The 15528-nt window shown below is 45.9% G+C and carries 13 protein-coding genes; 1 reads left to right on the top strand and 12 read right to left on the bottom strand.

The annotated features are described in order from the left end of the window. Nucleotides 1–20: 20 nt before the first annotated feature. The 10 genes from FSB75_RS01410 to FSB75_RS01365 all read right to left on the bottom strand — a co-directional run bounded on the left by FSB75_RS01410 (nt 21) and on the right by FSB75_RS01365 (nt 12103). A complete protein-coding gene (locus tag FSB75_RS01410; protein ID WP_146781688.1) occupies nt 21–1094 on the bottom strand; it encodes a M20 family metallo-hydrolase in 1074 nt (357 codons plus the stop codon). After that, nucleotides 1084–1872 (bottom strand): acetylglutamate kinase, encoded by a 789-nt coding sequence (gene argB / locus FSB75_RS01405; protein WP_146781687.1) that lies wholly within the window; start codon nt 1870–1872, stop codon nt 1084–1086. Before argB ends, FSB75_RS01410 begins: the two co-directional genes overlap by 11 nt. Before the next feature lie 9 nt (nt 1873–1881). Beyond that, on the bottom strand, nt 1882–2853 hold the full coding sequence (locus tag FSB75_RS01400) for an N-acetylornithine carbamoyltransferase (RefSeq protein ID WP_146781686.1): 972 nt from the start codon (nt 2851–2853) through the stop codon (nt 1882–1884). A gap of 83 nt (nt 2854–2936) precedes the next feature. Then, complete coding sequence (locus FSB75_RS01395; RefSeq protein ID WP_146781685.1) at nt 2937–4106, bottom strand: aspartate aminotransferase family protein; 1170 nt, start codon at nt 4104–4106, stop codon at nt 2937–2939. Beyond that, nucleotides 4103–4906 carry a pyrroline-5-carboxylate reductase gene (gene proC / locus FSB75_RS01390; protein WP_146781684.1) on the bottom strand — a complete coding sequence of 268 codons (804 nt, stop codon included), beginning with the start codon at nt 4904–4906 and terminating at the stop codon, nt 4103–4105. Before proC ends, FSB75_RS01395 begins: the two co-directional genes overlap by 4 nt. A 47-nt stretch (nt 4907–4953) precedes the next feature. Further along, entirely contained in the window at nt 4954–5943 is a 990-nt protein-coding gene (gene argC, locus FSB75_RS01385) for an N-acetyl-gamma-glutamyl-phosphate reductase (RefSeq protein ID WP_146781683.1), read from the bottom strand. A gap of 86 nt (nt 5944–6029) precedes the next feature. After that, on the bottom strand, nt 6030–7256 hold the full coding sequence (locus tag FSB75_RS01380) for an argininosuccinate synthase (protein ID WP_227990739.1): 1227 nt from the start codon (nt 7254–7256) through the stop codon (nt 6030–6032). Nucleotides 7257–7342: 86 nt separating this feature from the next. Next, entirely contained in the window at nt 7343–8059 is a 717-nt protein-coding gene (locus FSB75_RS01375; protein WP_146781681.1) for a GNAT family N-acetyltransferase, read from the bottom strand. Between the two features lie 413 nt (nt 8060–8472). Further along, nucleotides 8473–9213 carry a LytR/AlgR family response regulator transcription factor gene (locus tag FSB75_RS01370; protein ID WP_146781680.1) on the bottom strand — a complete coding sequence of 247 codons (741 nt, stop codon included), beginning with the start codon at nt 9211–9213 and terminating at the stop codon, nt 8473–8475. A gap of 1 nt (nt 9214) precedes the next feature. After that, nucleotides 9215–12103 (bottom strand): ligand-binding sensor domain-containing protein, encoded by a 2889-nt coding sequence (locus FSB75_RS01365; protein ID WP_172623031.1) that lies wholly within the window; start codon nt 12101–12103, stop codon nt 9215–9217. A gap of 207 nt (nt 12104–12310) precedes the next feature. Here FSB75_RS01365 and FSB75_RS01360 point away from each other — a divergent pair, with 207 nt between their 5' ends. After that, nucleotides 12311–13303 carry a sensor histidine kinase gene (locus FSB75_RS01360; protein WP_146781678.1) on the top strand — a complete coding sequence of 331 codons (993 nt, stop codon included), beginning with the start codon at nt 12311–12313 and terminating at the stop codon, nt 13301–13303. A gap of 231 nt (nt 13304–13534) precedes the next feature. On the opposite strand, the gene FSB75_RS01355 is transcribed toward FSB75_RS01360, so the two are convergent. After that, entirely contained in the window at nt 13535–13975 is a 441-nt protein-coding gene (locus FSB75_RS01355) for a hypothetical protein (protein WP_146781677.1), read from the bottom strand. 275 nt (nt 13976–14250) lie between these two features. Next, nucleotides 14251–15282 (bottom strand): sensor histidine kinase, encoded by a 1032-nt coding sequence (locus FSB75_RS01350; RefSeq protein ID WP_146781676.1) that lies wholly within the window; start codon nt 15280–15282, stop codon nt 14251–14253. Nucleotides 15283–15528 lie beyond the last annotated feature (246 nt).

The raw sequence follows: 15528 nt of genomic DNA, 5'->3' as shown, positions 1-15528 counted from the left end.
GCAGACACGAATTTCAGGAATTAAACCAGCAGTTGTTGCAGCAGGTTAATATAAAAATCAACGCCTTCTTTTATTTCATCAACGTAAATAAATTCATCCGCAGAATGACTTCTTGCCGAATCGCCGGGACCAATCTTCAAAGCAGGAAAAGGTATCAGTGCTTTGTCGGAAGTAGTGGGTGATCCGTAATAGGTTTTGCCAAGCGCTAATCCCGCTTTCACCAAGGGATGATCGAGTGAAATAAGCGATGACTTTAACCTTGTGCTGCGCGGTTTTACATCGCTTAGCACGTTTCCATGAATGATGTTTAGCACTTCCTGCATCGTGTACAATTCGTTCACGCGAACGTCCACCACAAAGCTGCATTCGGCCGGCACAACGTTGTGAGCTTTGTTTTGGGTTTCAATTACCGTGACTGATGTTTTTACCGGGCCAAGCAAATCCGAAACCTTTGGAAAGCGAAAGGATGCAAACCATTCAATATCCTTCACGGCTTTGTAAAGCGCATTCTCGCCTTCGTCTCTTGCCGCATGACCGGCTTTACCAATGGCTTTGCAATCAAGTACCATCAGGCCGCGTTCGGCAACGGCCATTTGTAAAAGCGTAGGTTCGCCAACAACAGCAAAATCAATTTTGGGCAAATGCTCAAGCGCCAGTTGAATGCCGGCCGCACCTGAAATTTCTTCTTCTGCCGTTGCTGCAAAAACAAGGTTGTATTTTAAATCTTCTCTTTCGTAGAAATACAGAAAAGTCATCAGCAAGGAAACCAGGCAACCGCCGGCATCGTTGCTCCCTAAACCGTAAAGCTTACCGCCTTTTGTTTGTGGAACGAACGGGTCTTTTGTGTAAGCAGAATTAGGCTTTACCGTATCGTGATGAGAGTTTAGTAGAATCGTTGGCCTGGCTTCGTCAAAGTTTTTGTTACGGGCCAAAACATTATTACCGACTCTTTTTGCATCAACGTTTTTACCAGACAAAAAAGCGGCGAGATAAGTTGCCGTTTGCTCTTCTTCCCTGCTGAACGAAGGCCGCTTTATCAATTCTGAAAGAACGCCAATGGCTTCTTCCTGCAATCTATTTAAATCACTGTTCATTGATGATGCTTGTTCCTGCTTCGCCGTTCAATAAATGTTGAAGATTGTCTGCTTTTCCGATGATGACTTTTCTTACGCCGCTATCCAATGCGGCAAACGCGTTATCCAATTTTGGAATCATGCCGGCAAACACGAGGCTTTTTTCCTTGAGGTCCTTGTACGTTTCTTTTGTTATGACCGGTATCACTGTGTTTTCGTCTTCAGCGTCCAGCAACACGCCGGATTTTTCGAAAGAATAAAGGAGCGATACGTCGTAAAATTTACTGAGTGCTTTGGCCGTCTCTTGTGCGATGGTATCAGCATTGGTGTTGAGCAATTGTCCTTTGCCATTATGTGTAATGGGCGCCAAGACCGGCGAAAGATTTTGTTGCAACAGTGCGTGAAGAAAGCCGGCATTTACTTCGTCCACATCACCCGCAAAGCCGTAATCCAACTCTTTTACAACCCGCTTGTGTGCTTTAATTGCATTGCCATCAGCACCGCTCAAGCCAACCGCATCGCAGTCGGCAGCTTGCAATTGCGCAACGATGTTTTTGTTGATCAATCCTGCGTAAACCATTGTCACAATCTTCAGTGTTTCTGCATCGGTAATGCGCCGGCCTTCAACCATCTGTTGCGGGACATTCAGTTGTGCGGCCATCTTTGTTGCCAGTTTACCGCCACCGTGCACAAGGATTTTTTTTTCGTCAATTGCTGCAAAAGCATTCAGAAACAAAGCCAGCTTTGTTTCATCATCAACAATATTGCCGCCGATTTTTATAACGTAAAGTTGTTCCATGCCGGTCAACTAAATGCTTTGTAGAATTTCGCTCAATACCGCTTGCGCCGCCCACACCCTGTTTGACGCTTCTTTTGTAATGATGCTGTTAGTACCGTCCAATATTTCATCGCTCAACTCTACGTTGCGGCGCACCGGCAAACAGTGCATCACCTTCGCGTTGTTCGTGAGCTTTAGTTTTTCGCTCGTTAGCATCCAGCTTTGATCGGTACTCAATATTTGCCCGTATTGCTGGTACGAGCTCCAGTTTTTCACGTAAATAAAATCAGCATTTTCCAACGCTTCATCCTGGTTATGCGTAATTGTTGCGCCGCGTGTAAATTCTTCCGCCAGGTCGTAACCTTCGGGATGTGTTATCAAGAAATCCGCTTCGCCCCAGGCGTTTATCCATTGCGCAAAACTATTGGCCACACATTGCGGCAAAGGCTTTACATGCGGAGCCCAGGTAAGAACAATTTTCGGCTTGGCGTTTCCGATTGCCGATTGCTGATTGCCGATTGCTTCCTGAATCGTAATAACATCCGTAAGGCTTTGCAACGGATGCAGCGTAGCACTTTCCAAACTCACGACAGGAATGCCGGCGTATTTTACAAATTGGCGAATGTATTTTTCGCTGTAATCTTCTTCGCGGTCTTTCAACGAAGGAAAGGTGCGAATAGCAAGAATGTCAAAATAGTTTCCCATGATGGGCGCTGCATCTTTCACATGCTCCACCGTTGTTCCGTTCATGATGGCGCCGTCTTCAAATTCCAAAGCCCAGCCTTCCGATCCAATGTTAAAAACAATGGCTTCCATGCCGAGGTTTTGTGCCGCAATTTGCGTACTTAAGCGGGTGCGCATGCTCGGGTTCAAAAACAAACAGCCGATGCGTTTGTTTTGCCCCAACGCCTTTTCACTAAACGGCGATGCTTTATAAGCCAATGCTTTTTTCACCAAAGCATTAATGTCGGCTACATCGTGAACGGAAAGAAAATTCTTCAACGTTTTGTAATTATAATTTTGGACTAAACCGCAATGCTACTATTGGGCTTTCGTTGCGTCGCACTCTTGTGCGCTTTGTCATTCTACTGTGCAACAGTGGAGGATTCTTTAGCAAATTTCAATGCGTTTATCTCCTCTTTCAGCGCCTGTAAAAAATTATCAATCGCTTCTTTTGAAAGGTTCAGGGCCGGCAACAAGCGAATCACGTTTGGCTTGGCTTCGCCGGTAAAAATGCGATGCTTTTGCAAGAGATTTTTGCGCAGGTCTTTTAATTCATCAGGTACATCGAAGCCAATCATCAAACCTTTACCGCGAACGTTTTGCAAGTCGCCAATCTTCAATAATTCAGTCATCAAATAATTGCCGTTTTCACCTGCTCGTTCAAGTAGGTTTTCCTGTTCAATCACCTCCAAAACACCCAACGCCGCAGCGCAAGCCAGGTGATTGCCGCCGAAGGTTGTGCCCAACATGCCGTGCTTAGGTGCAATGTGCGGCGCAATCAAAATACCGCCGATTGGAAAACCGTTACCCATTCCTTTCGCCATCGAATAAATATCGGCGTTCACACCGGCATAATCAGCGGTAAAAAATTTGCCGCTGCGTCCGTAACCGCATTGCACTTCGTCGGCAATAAACACCGCTCCGTATTGATCGCAAAGGGTTCTGATTAATTGCAAGAAACTTTCGTTTGCCATGTTAATGCCGCCAACGCCCTGAATGCTTTCGATAATTATTGCAGCCACTTCATCGCCGTTTTGAAGCATGTATTTTTTCAACGCATCTTCGTCGTTGAATGGCAGAAATACCACGTTCCCGGTTTCGTTCACCGGCGCAACAATCGCTTGGTTATCGGTTGCGGCAACGGCCAACGATGTTCTTCCGTGAAAGGATTTTTTAAACGCAACGATCTTCTTTCTTCCCGTATGGAACGAAGCAAGTTTCAGTGCGTTTTCGTTGGCTTCGGCGCCGCTATTGCAAAGAAAAAGCTGGTAATCATCTTTACCACTCAACCAGCCAAGTTTCTGCGCCAACTCTTGTTGAATCGGAATCTGGACCGAGTTAGAATAAAAGGCAATCTTGTGCAGTTGATCTTCTATTCGCTTCACCCAATGCGGATGCGTGTGGCCAATGGAGATTACCGCATGGCCGCCGTAAAGGTCAAGATATTCGTTGCCCTTGTCATCCCACACGGTACTGCCCTGGGCTCTTACAATGTTGATGTTATTGATGGGATAAACGTCAAAAAGCTTCATGATTGTTTGTAAAGATTATCGGCGATGTTAGAAGATAGTTTTATGCCTTTGATAAAGGCGGAGCTTAAACCCTGGTGTTCCATCTCGTTCAAACCCGCAATGGTGCAGCCTTTGGGTGAAGTCACTTTATCAATTTCTTCTTCTGGATGCGTTTTGTTTTCAATAAGAAGTTTGGCCGCACCAAAAGCCGTCTGCGCCGCAATCTTCAACGCATCGTGTGCGTGAAAGCCAATCTCCACGCCACCCTGCGATGCCGCTCGAACGGTACGCAAAAAGAAAGCGATACCACAAGCACACAAAGCCGTTGCGGCGCTCATCATGTCTTCCGCAATCCAGATGCACTGGCCCATGGTGTCAAAAATATTTTGCACCATCTCCTTGTCTTTGTCCGTTGCGTTCACAGCCGAAAGACAGGTCATGCTGGCGCGAACTTTCATCGCCGTGTTGGGCATAGCCCGAACGATGCGCAAGTCCGCTCCTAATTTTTCGCGAAAGACGCCTGTGTGTGCGCCGGTAACAACCGATACGACCAATTGCTTTTGAAGATTGATGGATGCTTTCAATTGCGTTAAGGCCACATCAAGTTGTTGCGGCAATACGCAAATGAAAACTGCGTCGGCGTTTTTTATGGCTTCGGCGTTGTCGGTGCTAACGGCAAAGCCTTTCTCACGCAAACGGTCAAGCGACGATTCGCTTCTTCGAGTAATGGTGATGTCGGCAGCCTTACAAACCTTTGCTTCAAGCAGGCCTTCGGCCAATGCCATTCCAATGTTGCCGCCGCCGATGATGGTTGCTTTCATGAAAAAGAATTTCTGATTTGAAAGTTCCTGTTTCTACTTGCGCTTTATTAGAAGGCCGTTGCTTTTAACCGCAGCCCCGCACATTCATCCAAGCCAAACAACAGGTTCATGTTCTGCACGGCCTGTCCCGATGCGCCTTTGAGTAAATTGTCAATGGCGCTGTGCACTACCAGTTTGCTGCCCACTTTTTCCAGGTGAATTACACACTTGTTTGTATTCACCACCTGCTTTAAAAAGATCTCTTGCTTGCTCAGCGTTGTGAACGGCGCGTCGGCATAAAATTCTTCGTAGAGTTCATTCAACTTCTCCGGTTTCCAATCGCAGGTAATCATGGAAGAGATGAAAATGCCGCGGCTAAAATCGCCCCGCCAGGGAACAAAATTGATCTCGGGCGTTTGGGCACCCAGTTGCTTTAACGATTGCCCGATCTCTTTCAGGTGTTGATGCGTTAGTGTTTTGTACGCTTGAATATTGTTGGCCCGCCAACTGAAATGCGAAGTGGAAGAAAGCCCTTGTCCCGCGCCGGTTGAACCGGTAATGCCCGTTGTGTAAACTTCGTCCAGTATGCCGGCTTTTGCCAGCGGCAGCAAACCCAACTGAATGGCCGTGGCAAAGCAACCGGGATTGGCAATGTTTGACGCCGAGCGAATCTGTTCTTTGTTAATCTCCGGCAAGCCGTATGTGAATTGCCGATTGCCGATTGCCGATTGCGGATTTAAGCGAAAGTCCTGCGAAAGGTCAATGATCTTTACCTTTTCGTCAATCTTGTTTGCTTCCAAAAATTTTTTGGCTTCACCGTGACCAACGCAGAGAAACAGAACGTCAACGTCGTTTGACAATTGATTGGTGAACGTCCAATCCGTTTCGCCCAGTAAATCCTGGTGAACAGCAGAAACCGGATTGCCGGCGTTGCTGCGGCTGTGAATAAAACGAACGGATACACCCGGATGGTGAATGAGCAAACGAATCAGTTCGCCACCCGTATAACCCGCACCGCCTACGATGCCGACCGCTATTTTATTTTTTTGTTGATTCATTTTTACTGACTTGATGAGTGCTGTTCGGAACGCACAAGTGTGCGACGCAACAGGCGATCAGCAGCATTCTGTTGCCGGTTACAAAATCAAATTGACTTTCCTTCCACTTCGTCCTTTACCCCAAAATAAATGGACGTTTGATTGCCGAAAATCTTGCTGAAGCCACGCACGTCTTCGCCGCTCCAACCAGTGTTCATTTCGCCGTAGCTGCCAAATTTTTTGCTCATTAAATCATAGGGCGATTCAATGCCGTTAACGCTGAAACGATAGGGATTCAACTGCACGTAAACATCGCCGGTGACTTGTTGCTGCGTGCTGGAGAAAAAGGCTTCAATGTCGCGCATCACCGGATCGAGAATCTGCCCTTCGTGCAACCACGTGCCGTAAAATTGTGACAATTGGTCTTTGTATGCCAATTGCCATTTGGTAAGTACGTGTTTCTCCAAGGCATGGTGCGCTTTGATGATGATCATGGGCGCCGCGGCTTCAAAACCCACGCGGCCTTTGATGCCGATGATGGTATCGCCCACGTGAATGTCTCTTCCGATGCCGTACGGTCCGGCAAGCGACTGCAAGTATTGAATGGCCTCTACAGGATGCGGAAATTCTTTATCATTCACACCTTTCAGTTCGCCTTTTTGGAAATGCAGTTTTACTTCTTCGGTATCGCTTTTTGTGACTTGTGTTGGCCAGGCATCTTCCGGCAAGGTGCCACGACTGTTCAGCGTTTCTCTTCCACCCACACTAGTCCCCCACAAACCTTTGTTAATGGAGTACGCCGCTTTTTCAAAATTCATTTCTACCCCTTTCTCCTTCAGGTATTCGATCTCCTGCTCACGGCTCAAACGCAAGTCGCGGATGGGTGTAAGTATGGGAATGCCGGGAATGACGTTGTGAAAAACCATGTCGAAACGAACCTGGTCGTTGCCGGCACCGGTGCTGCCGTGAGCAACTGCGTCCGCATTCAGTTCCTTCACATGATCGGCAATGTGCAGTGCCTGGATCAACCGCTCTGCGCTTACGCTTAACGGATAAGTATTGTTCTTCAGAACATTTCCAAAGACAAGGAATTTGATGATGCGTTCGTAATAAATTTTTACCGCATCTACCGTGGTGTGTGATTTAACGCCAAGGCGATAAGCGTGTTCTTTGATGCCTTCCAGTTCTTCTTTGGTAAAGCCACCCGTGTTCACAATGATGCTGTGTACCTCGAAGCCCAGGTCGTCGTGCAAATATTTTACGCAAAAAGAGGTGTCGAGGCCTCCGCTAAAACCCAAAATAATTTTGCGGCCTTCGCCGATGCGTGCATTCACAGTTTGGTTTTGTAACGCTTCTGTCATGTTGGTATAAATCGTGTAATGATTGAAAGAAATGATGTTTGAAAGCCACTCGGCAAAACTCAGTGAAGCAAATTGAACAGCAACATTTTTAGCTTACGGTTACCGGTGCGGTCGTCGCCTTTGCCTTTTTCCGAACCTTTCAGGCGCTTCAAAAATTTTGATTGCTTGAGCTTTAAAAAGCGTTCGTACACCTGGCTTTTTTGTTCGAAGTGCTGCTTTGTTTCCTGCGGCTCGTAATGGTCCTTCGGGTCGTAAAGCATGGCCGTGCAAAGGCAATTCTTGCGCTCCTTGCTCATCAGGATATCGTAGTTGACGCAGCTTTTACAACCGGCCCAGAACTTTTCGTCCTGTGTAAGCTCAGAGTAGGTAACCGGCTCATAACCCAAGTCGCTGTTGATTTTCATGACGGCCAAACCCGTTGTCAAGCCAAAAATTTTTGCTTCCGGATATTTCTCGCGGCTCAGTTGAAAAACGCGTTGCTTGATGGCCTTGGCTACGCCGCTCTTTCTGTGCTCCGGCGCAACAATGAGTCCCGAATTGGCCACGTATTCGCCTTCCCAGGTTTCGATGTAGCAAAAGCCGACCCATTCGCCTTCGGGTGTGAGCGCAATAACGGCTTTGCCTTCGTCCATTTTTTGCGCCACGTACTCGGGTGTGCGTTTGGCAATGCCGGTGCCGCGGGCTTTGGCCGAAGCTTCCATTTCATCGGTGATGGTTTTTGCGTAAAGCGCATCGGCCGGGGTAGCTACACGAATAACAATGTTCTGATTGTTCACTGTTGCAAAAGAATTGATAGAGTAAGAGGGTAACCAATCCTGTACCAAGAATAAACGGGGGAAGACTTCACTGACAGGGGCCGTGGTCAATGGCTCGTCCTGTCAGAATCGTCGCGGCGCGAGGTAACGAAAAAGGTCAAAACATACCTGCAACATAGCGGTGCTATGAAACGAATGAAAGATAAAATGCTTGGTATGTGAGGCGATGTTCACGGCAATAAAAATGTGGCACAAATGTATATTGTTTGAAAAGAAACAGGCAAAAAAATATGTTAAGTGAAAGGAGGAGCTAGGAGATAGAATTTAGAAGATAGAATATAGAGACGCTGACAAACGGAGAGGCTTCAAATAATTTGTAAAACTCTACCTCATAAATTCTATCTCCTAGCTCCTATCTCCTACATTCTACCTTCTCAAAGATTGTTAATCCACTTTTTAAAATCCGGCGCGGTAAACTGGCTGATGACAATGGCGTCTTTGATATAATTGTTCTTGACGAGATACAATTCAATTTTTGAAAACTCAACGGATTTAAACTCTTTGATGGCATTGATGTTGGCAATGATCTGCCGGCTCACGCGAAAAAATGTTTTCTTGTCGAGTTGTTGCTCTATCTGGCTCAGGTTGTAATCGAGCAGGTAACGGGCGCCTTCAAAATCCACGGCAAAGGCGAGCTTCATTTCTGCGTAAAAAAAAGCAATGGAATTGATGGGAACCGACAGCCGTGCCGTGCCTTTTTTTACAACGATGCGTTCCTTCTTTTCTCCCTTTGCTTGCACCGGACTGTGATGGTAAAAATTCACAATTTCTTTATACTTGTTTAAGGCGTTTCGCAAGTCATCTTTATCCAGCGGCTTTAAAAGATAATTCAGACTGTTGGCTTTAAAAGCCTTGATGGCGTATTCATCATAAGCCGTAATGAAAATGACCGGTGTGGTAATTTTTAAGTCGTCAAACACGTCCAGCGAAATGCCGTCCTTCAACTGAATGTCGAGCAGCATTAAATCCGGTTCAGGATTCAAGGCCAGCCATTGCCGCAGTTCCTGTACGCTGCGAACGTGTTCAAGCGCATCGTAAGCAAAGCCAATTTCGTCCAGCAGGTTGGTTAAATGTTTGGCAGCAATTTGTTCGTCTTCGGCGAGTAAAACTGTCATGTTAAATTTCGTTGTGCAGGTTAAGTTCGGCAATGAGCATGTTTCCAAACTCAAGGTTTTCGATCACGTCCACCGTTAGGTTTCCGGGCCGCTGGTGGCTGATGGTTTCTTTTAGCAAATGATACGATGAGGACTTTGCCGTTCCCGTTTCGTGGGTCATGTTGTACAGGCGCATGAGCAACTGTCCGTTGCTTTTATTTTCCGAATCCAGACTAAAAACAGCCGTTCCGCTTTCGTACAAACCGATAAAGAGATAAAGCGAAAAAATTTCCAGCAGTTGAAAGGCTGCGGGCACCGGCATTTCCTGTCCATCGCTTGTTCGTTTATGGTAAAGTTTGGCGCCGGTATCGTAATCGCTCAGCAAGTCATCAAAGTATTGATGAAACTCACCCAATGTAAAAGTTTCCTTTTTCCACAAAAGCTCAATGCGTTGGCTCACGTCTTTTAAGAAAACCGGGGTAAGGTATTGAAGTCGTCCTTCTTTTGCACGCTGGCGCAAGGCTTCGCTTAACTCGCGGTATTGTTGCCGCGCAAAGGCAATGGATTGCGCCGTCATTTCCTGCTTCATAGCCACATCCGATTCAAGTTTGCCGATCATTTTCGCTTGAATGTACTTCTGGTAAATGCGGTTGCCGATGGTGAGCAAGATCCAGCAAAGACCGGAAAGAATCAACACCAGCAAAACCTGAAACCAGAGTTGTCCGCTAAGCGGCTTTGCAACGAAAAAGGCCACAGACAAAGGTTTGGATTGAAACGAGCCAACGCTGAGATAAGCTTTTAACTTGTAAGCACCCGGCGTCAAATCGTTGGCAGTAATGACGGGGTTAGACGTGGTAACCCACATGGAATCATATCCTGAAAGCTGGTAGTGGTAGAGAATGTTGTCGGGGTCTCGCTGCGAAACGCCGTTCAGGGTGATAACAACGTTGTTGTCTTTGTAATCAACATTTCTGTTTAACACAACGTTTGAATTCAACGAAGAAAAAGAAGCCGGCTTTGCTGCGTTTTCGCCGAAGGCAATGCCCGCAATGCTTAACACACCCGAAGCGTATTGCGAAGAAAGATCGTCATCAGGATAATAAACATAAGGCCCGTTGGCAGTAGCCACGAAGATGGAGCCGTTGGGCAGTTTCATCAATCCTTGTTGGCGGCATTCCCAGGTAAACATGCCTTCGCTTTCCGTAAACACTTTTACGTTGCTTACGTCCGGCAAGCTGGCCTCTATCAAACCAAGGTTTGAACCAATGAACAAACGGTTTCCATCAACCGTGAGGCCCGTAACGATGTTGGTAGAAAGACCATTTTTTTTATCAAGCTTCCTTATCAACTTTCCCGTATCGTCATAAAGAAACAAACCCTGTCCAAAGGTGCCGACAAGAAAGTAATTACGATAAGCTGCTATCTGCGTGACGCGGGAAGAAATTTCGGGAAAGAGATTTTTTGCAAGCGGCTTCAAATCTTCGCCTAGTAAATCAACACGGCCAAACATGGAGGCTTCGTAAATCTTGTCGTTGGCAACGAATACATAATTCTGCTCGGGCAATTTGCGAAAAGCTTTTACCGCAAAAGCAAAATCCGTCATGTAGCAATTGTAATCGAGCATCTGGAAAACGTATCCCCGCGATGTTTTGTACATAGTGCCAACGCTTTCATCCTTTGCAAAATCTAACACCGGGCTGACCTTGCCTGTTGCGTTGTCAAGTCTCCACAAGCCCTTGCCAAACCATCCGATGTAGGTTGAATTCCCGTTAACCGAAAGGCTGGTAATATAACGTACCGATGGCGGCAGCAAAACTCTTGAAACCGAATCGCGATCGTATAAATAAAGGCCCTTGCCCCAGGTGGCAATCAGAGTTTTATTCGGCGACAAGGGCGCAAGGTCTGAAACGTGCCGCAGGTCATAGGTTTCGTCGGCCGGCTTTATCTGAAACAGCGCTTCATTGCTTAAGCGGTACACGCCGTTGTACGTGCAGCCGATCCAGAGATTTTTTTCGCGGTCGGTAAAAAGGCAGCTAACGGAATTGTCGCAAAATCCGTTCTTCGCTGTGTAACGTTTAACTGACGTTGGTGCCAGTTTCGACAGTCCCATCACGCCGCCCACCCACAGCGTGGTATCGCTTTCTTCCCGAACGTAAACGGCAGGGCCAATACCTGCTTTTCTGTATTGCGGATACTGTTGAACGAAATAACAAAGGCTGTCGCCGCGAACGCAATACGTCCCGAAGTTGGTCACGAAGTAAGGCTCCGGCCCTTCCTTTCCGAGCAGCTTCAGAAAGCCAAGGCCAGCCTTCAACTCGCTTTCGGTAAAGAATGTTCGTATAGCCGTTAAGCCATTTACGGTTTTTTTGTAAACCTTCATGGAGGCGGTAACGATCCACAAATTATCGTTCCGGTCAAAAGCGGCAAGAGTCGTTTCGTGTTCGATTTTGTTGTTCACCTCAACCGTTTCAACACGGCCGTCTTTTATTGTATAAAGTGTTTTGTTGCAAACAAACACCAAACTGTTTTGCGAGCTAAGACTTAAGCAGCTTACAGGATTGTCGCGGCCTCTCACCGGCTTAAAAAAAACATCAAACTTGTTTTGATAGCGCAACAAACCGTTTGCCGTCGCAATCCACATCGTGCCGTTGCTGTCGCACAAAAGCGCATTGATGCGGAGGCTTTGCAGAAGATCGTGATCGTCGTAATTGGTAAACTTTTTCCCATCAAATACAGAGATGCCGCCGTTTGTGCCAATCCAGATGGCTCCTTTTTTGTCTTGCTTTATGTCGGTAATGTCGGTTTGCACCAACCCATCGTGCGTCGTATAATTTTTAAACGAGTAGCGCTGCGAAAAAACTTGTGTGAAGCAAAGAAGAAGGATAAAAAAAAGCACTCTTCGTTTTTTCATTGTATTGTGTCTCTCATGCATCACGCTTATAAATCTGGTAAAAATTCAGGTGTCCGCGAGGGCTTTTTTTATAAGCGGGCGGATTGGTTGATTAGTCGTGGAGTTGACCTGTTGATTAGAAAAGTATCAATAACCAATCAGCTAATCAACGGGTCAACGGTTCAACCAATCAACTAATCACCTATCTTAATCCCGCAAACCGCTTGCATGGCCAAACCTCTTCTCACCGCTCCGTCGCTGTTAAAAGAGAATATCTTTTTTTTAATTGCGGGAACCTTTATCGGTTCGGTCTGCGTCCTTTTTTTCGACGAACGTCTTTATACCACACGCGAAGTATTGGCTTTGTTCATTGCGCTTTTCGTCCTTTTTTTTGTGCAGGCTTTTGCAGGAAGCATGCAGCAAGCCATTTCGGGCAGAAAAGCCGCTCTGCTTTATTTGCAAAGCTTTGTTTTGACCGCCCTCGTGCTGGGTTTTCTTTACGCTTTTCTCATGCCTTTTCCTTTCGATGCGCTCATCACTTCGCGCTATTGTCTTCTGCTGACCTTTATTGAAACCAGCTTTCATTTTTTTATTCGCTACCAAAAACAATACGGTCAAAATCTAGAACAGGAAAAACGCATTAATCAAACCGTAAAACAGCAACAGGTAAAAGAACTGGAAGTGCTAAAGCAACAAATTGATCCACATTTTATTTTTAATTCCTTCAACACGCTTGGCTTCTTAATTGACGAAAACAGTGAGAAAGCCAAACAGTTCTCCAACAAGCTCGCCAACGTTTACCGTTACATCATTTTCAACAGCAGCAAAAACCTGGTGGCGTTGGCCGATGAAGTTGGCTTTGCAAAAGACTATGCTTATTTGCAGGAAATACGCCACTCAAACGAAGTGCAAATCCGGTTCAACATTCCGGCCGATACCGACAACGTTTTCGTTCTTCCCGTGTCGCTTCAATTGCTGATTGAAAACGCCATCAAGCACAACGAGTTTACCGAAGCAGAGCCGCTGGTCATTGCCGTGGCTTTTGAAGACAACCTGCTTTCCGTAGAAAACAACATCAACGCAAAGAGCTATAATATTCCAAGCAGCAAAATCGGTCTTTCTAACCTGCGCGACCGCTGCCGCCTGATCCTTGGAAAAGATCTCCATGTTGTCAAAAAAGAAACGTCCTTCAAAGTCATTCTACCCGTTTTGCAAAGGTGAGAATTTATTCAGGCGTGTCTTTACTGTGCCGCATCGCTTTCGGACAATAAAAATTAGCCAATTGCGGCAGGGCAAAAAAAACAATGCTCGCCAATTATAATTCTTGCGGATTGGGATATTGAAAACGGCGACTGGATTAAAAACAGTTTCCTTCGTTCAACACAAACCGCAAAGATCCCTCATAAAAAAAGCAGCCATTAAGGCTGCTGAAGTTCATTTTCAATTGCTGATTTATTGTTCGGCTTTTTTAAATTTTTCGGTGACTTCCATTTGACCGGTGCCGTCCGATTTAACATGCGTCCAGGTTTTGCTGTCTTCCAGAACAAAATTGTAGGTCAACTCATTTTCCGAATTCACTTCCGTAACGCCAAAGATTGTTTTGCCGGGAAATTTTGCCGCCAGCTTTGCTTTTAAATAAGGCGAAACCATCTTCTCACCGTAATAACGAATGGTGCTGATAAGCTTTCCGTTTGTGTCAAACTTTGCACGGCATTTTACGTCGCCGGTATCAAAGTAAGCTTCGTAATAATTTTCGTATTCATACCAGCGCGGGTTTTCCACACCGGGAAAAGTACTGCTGAATATTTTTAAAACTTTTTCGCTAACGGGTGGTTTGGCATTGGCGTAAAACGCAGCAATCATAACAACGAGTACGAGGGCGATCTTTTTCATACATTAAAGTTTAGTTGGTGAAGGAATTCGAGAGCAAATTAGAGCCGCGGCAAAGGATTGAAAAGTAGATTCACACAAACGGTAAGCAACGAACACACAGTTGATCAAATCACAAAAAATAAAAAGATAACGAACGTTTATTTTTTACCGCTCAACAAGTACGAAAGCCTTCCGAGTTATAAAAATCGCGGATTTACTTCGCATGTTAAGAGAGTGTAAAGAAGAAACGAGAGGCGGATGAATGGCAAGAAGACGGCGAATGATGAAGCGGAAAATTATTGCAAGCCGTTAAGATCGCTTTTTTGCGCGAAGGGAATTTTCACCAGAAAACAATCGCTGGTTTTTTGCACGTGAATGTTTTTGTTCATCACCAGTTGATAACGCGATTTCAGGTTTTGCAGGCCAATTTGCGTAGATGTTTCTTTGCAAGATTTTGGCCGCAGCGGGTTGGAGACAGAGATGAACTCGTCGTGCATTTCAATGGAAATAACCAGGGGCTCTTTTTCGGAAAAGAAGTTGTGCTTAATGGCGTTTTCAACAAGAGCCTGCAAAGTGCACGGCAGTATAAGCGCCTTTGCCGCCGCACCGTTTACGTTCTTTTGCAATTGCACGCCCTCGTCAAACCGAACGCGAAGCAAAAAATAATAGTCTTCCAGATAAACCATTTCTTCTTCCACCGAAACAAAATCCTTTTGCTTGTTCAGCAGCAGGTATTTGAAAACGTTAGAAAGCTTGTGTACAAACTGGTAAGCCTTCTCCGGTTCGGCTCGTACGAGGTAAGAAAGTGCATTTAAACAATTGAACAGGAAGTGCGGATCGAGTTCGTTCTTCAGCACACTCGTTTCGGCTTGCTGTCTTTCTTTGTCCAATTGCTGCATCACTTTCGCATCTACGTCAATCTCGGCGCTCAAAAAAAGCGATTCGTAAATAAGCGTAAGAATTACCACCGCAAGCACGGTAATACTGGCCGCGGTAATAACAGAACTCCAGACAACGGTGCGCAAGGCAATGGCCTGCCAGAGAAGAGACGAAAGTGCGGCAACCAACATGCTGTAAAAAAGATTGATCAACAAAATCACGGAGAGCTTTTGCACAACGTTGCGCCGCAGGCGGCTGCGTGTGCGAAGCCAAATTTGCAGTTTGATGGCGCCGTGCCAGATGATTTGCGAAACAAGAATAAAGTATAAGACGGTAAAGAAAACGAGCCGAAGAGACAACTGCGAATAGTCAACAAGCCGGGCAGCCATCGGTATGGTTAATCCCAAAAAAGGGATGAGGAGGCTTTTAAAATATTTGTCCTTTATCATACAACCAATACTGGAGGTATGCGACAGGAGTAGCCGTTGGTTATGTTTGGTGGTAAAACAAAAAACCGGGCTTTTGCCAATCGCCCATTTACAATACGAACGTCTGCTGCCAAGGGTTACACACAAAGCAAGTTTCGTTCGCTTGCCCTTCAGTAACGCACAACATGCGGGCAAAGTACACTGCACCGTGTTTATTATACCGGCGCAGGAAGCGATTTATTTGAATGGCAAGAATGCGGCGTTTTC

This window comes from Flavisolibacter ginsenosidimutans (assembly GCF_007970805.1).
Lineage (GTDB): Bacteria > Bacteroidota > Bacteroidia > Chitinophagales > Chitinophagaceae > Flavisolibacter > Flavisolibacter ginsenosidimutans.
This window is presented reverse-complemented; position numbering and strand designations above follow the sequence as displayed.

What these genes read in the sequence shown, in the direction of transcription:
- FSB75_RS01410 (WP_146781688.1), bottom strand. Translation starts at nt 1,094, where the DNA reads ATGAACAGTGATTTAAATAGATTGCAGGAAGAAGCCATTGGCGTTCTT.
- argB (WP_146781687.1), bottom strand. Translation starts at nt 1,872, where the DNA reads ATGGAACAACTTTACGTTATAAAAATCGGCGGCAATATTGTTGATGAT.
- FSB75_RS01395 (WP_146781685.1), bottom strand. Translation starts at nt 4,106, where the DNA reads ATGAAGCTTTTTGACGTTTATCCCATCAATAACATCAACATTGTAAGA.
- proC (WP_146781684.1), bottom strand. Translation starts at nt 4,906, where the DNA reads ATGAAAGCAACCATCATCGGCGGCGGCAACATTGGAATGGCATTGGCC.
- argC (WP_146781683.1), bottom strand. Translation starts at nt 5,943, where the DNA reads ATGAATCAACAAAAAAATAAAATAGCGGTCGGCATCGTAGGCGGTGCG.
- FSB75_RS01370 (WP_146781680.1), bottom strand. Translation starts at nt 9,213, where the DNA reads ATGACAGTTTTACTCGCCGAAGACGAACAAATTGCTGCCAAACATTTA.
- FSB75_RS01365 (WP_172623031.1), bottom strand. Translation starts at nt 12,103, where the DNA reads ATGAAAAAACGAAGAGTGCTTTTTTTTATCCTTCTTCTTTGCTTCACA.
- FSB75_RS01360 (WP_146781678.1), top strand. Translation starts at nt 12,311, where the DNA reads ATGGCCAAACCTCTTCTCACCGCTCCGTCGCTGTTAAAAGAGAATATC.
- FSB75_RS01355 (WP_146781677.1), bottom strand. Translation starts at nt 13,975, where the DNA reads ATGAAAAAGATCGCCCTCGTACTCGTTGTTATGATTGCTGCGTTTTAC.
- FSB75_RS01350 (WP_146781676.1), bottom strand. Translation starts at nt 15,282, where the DNA reads ATGATAAAGGACAAATATTTTAAAAGCCTCCTCATCCCTTTTTTGGGA.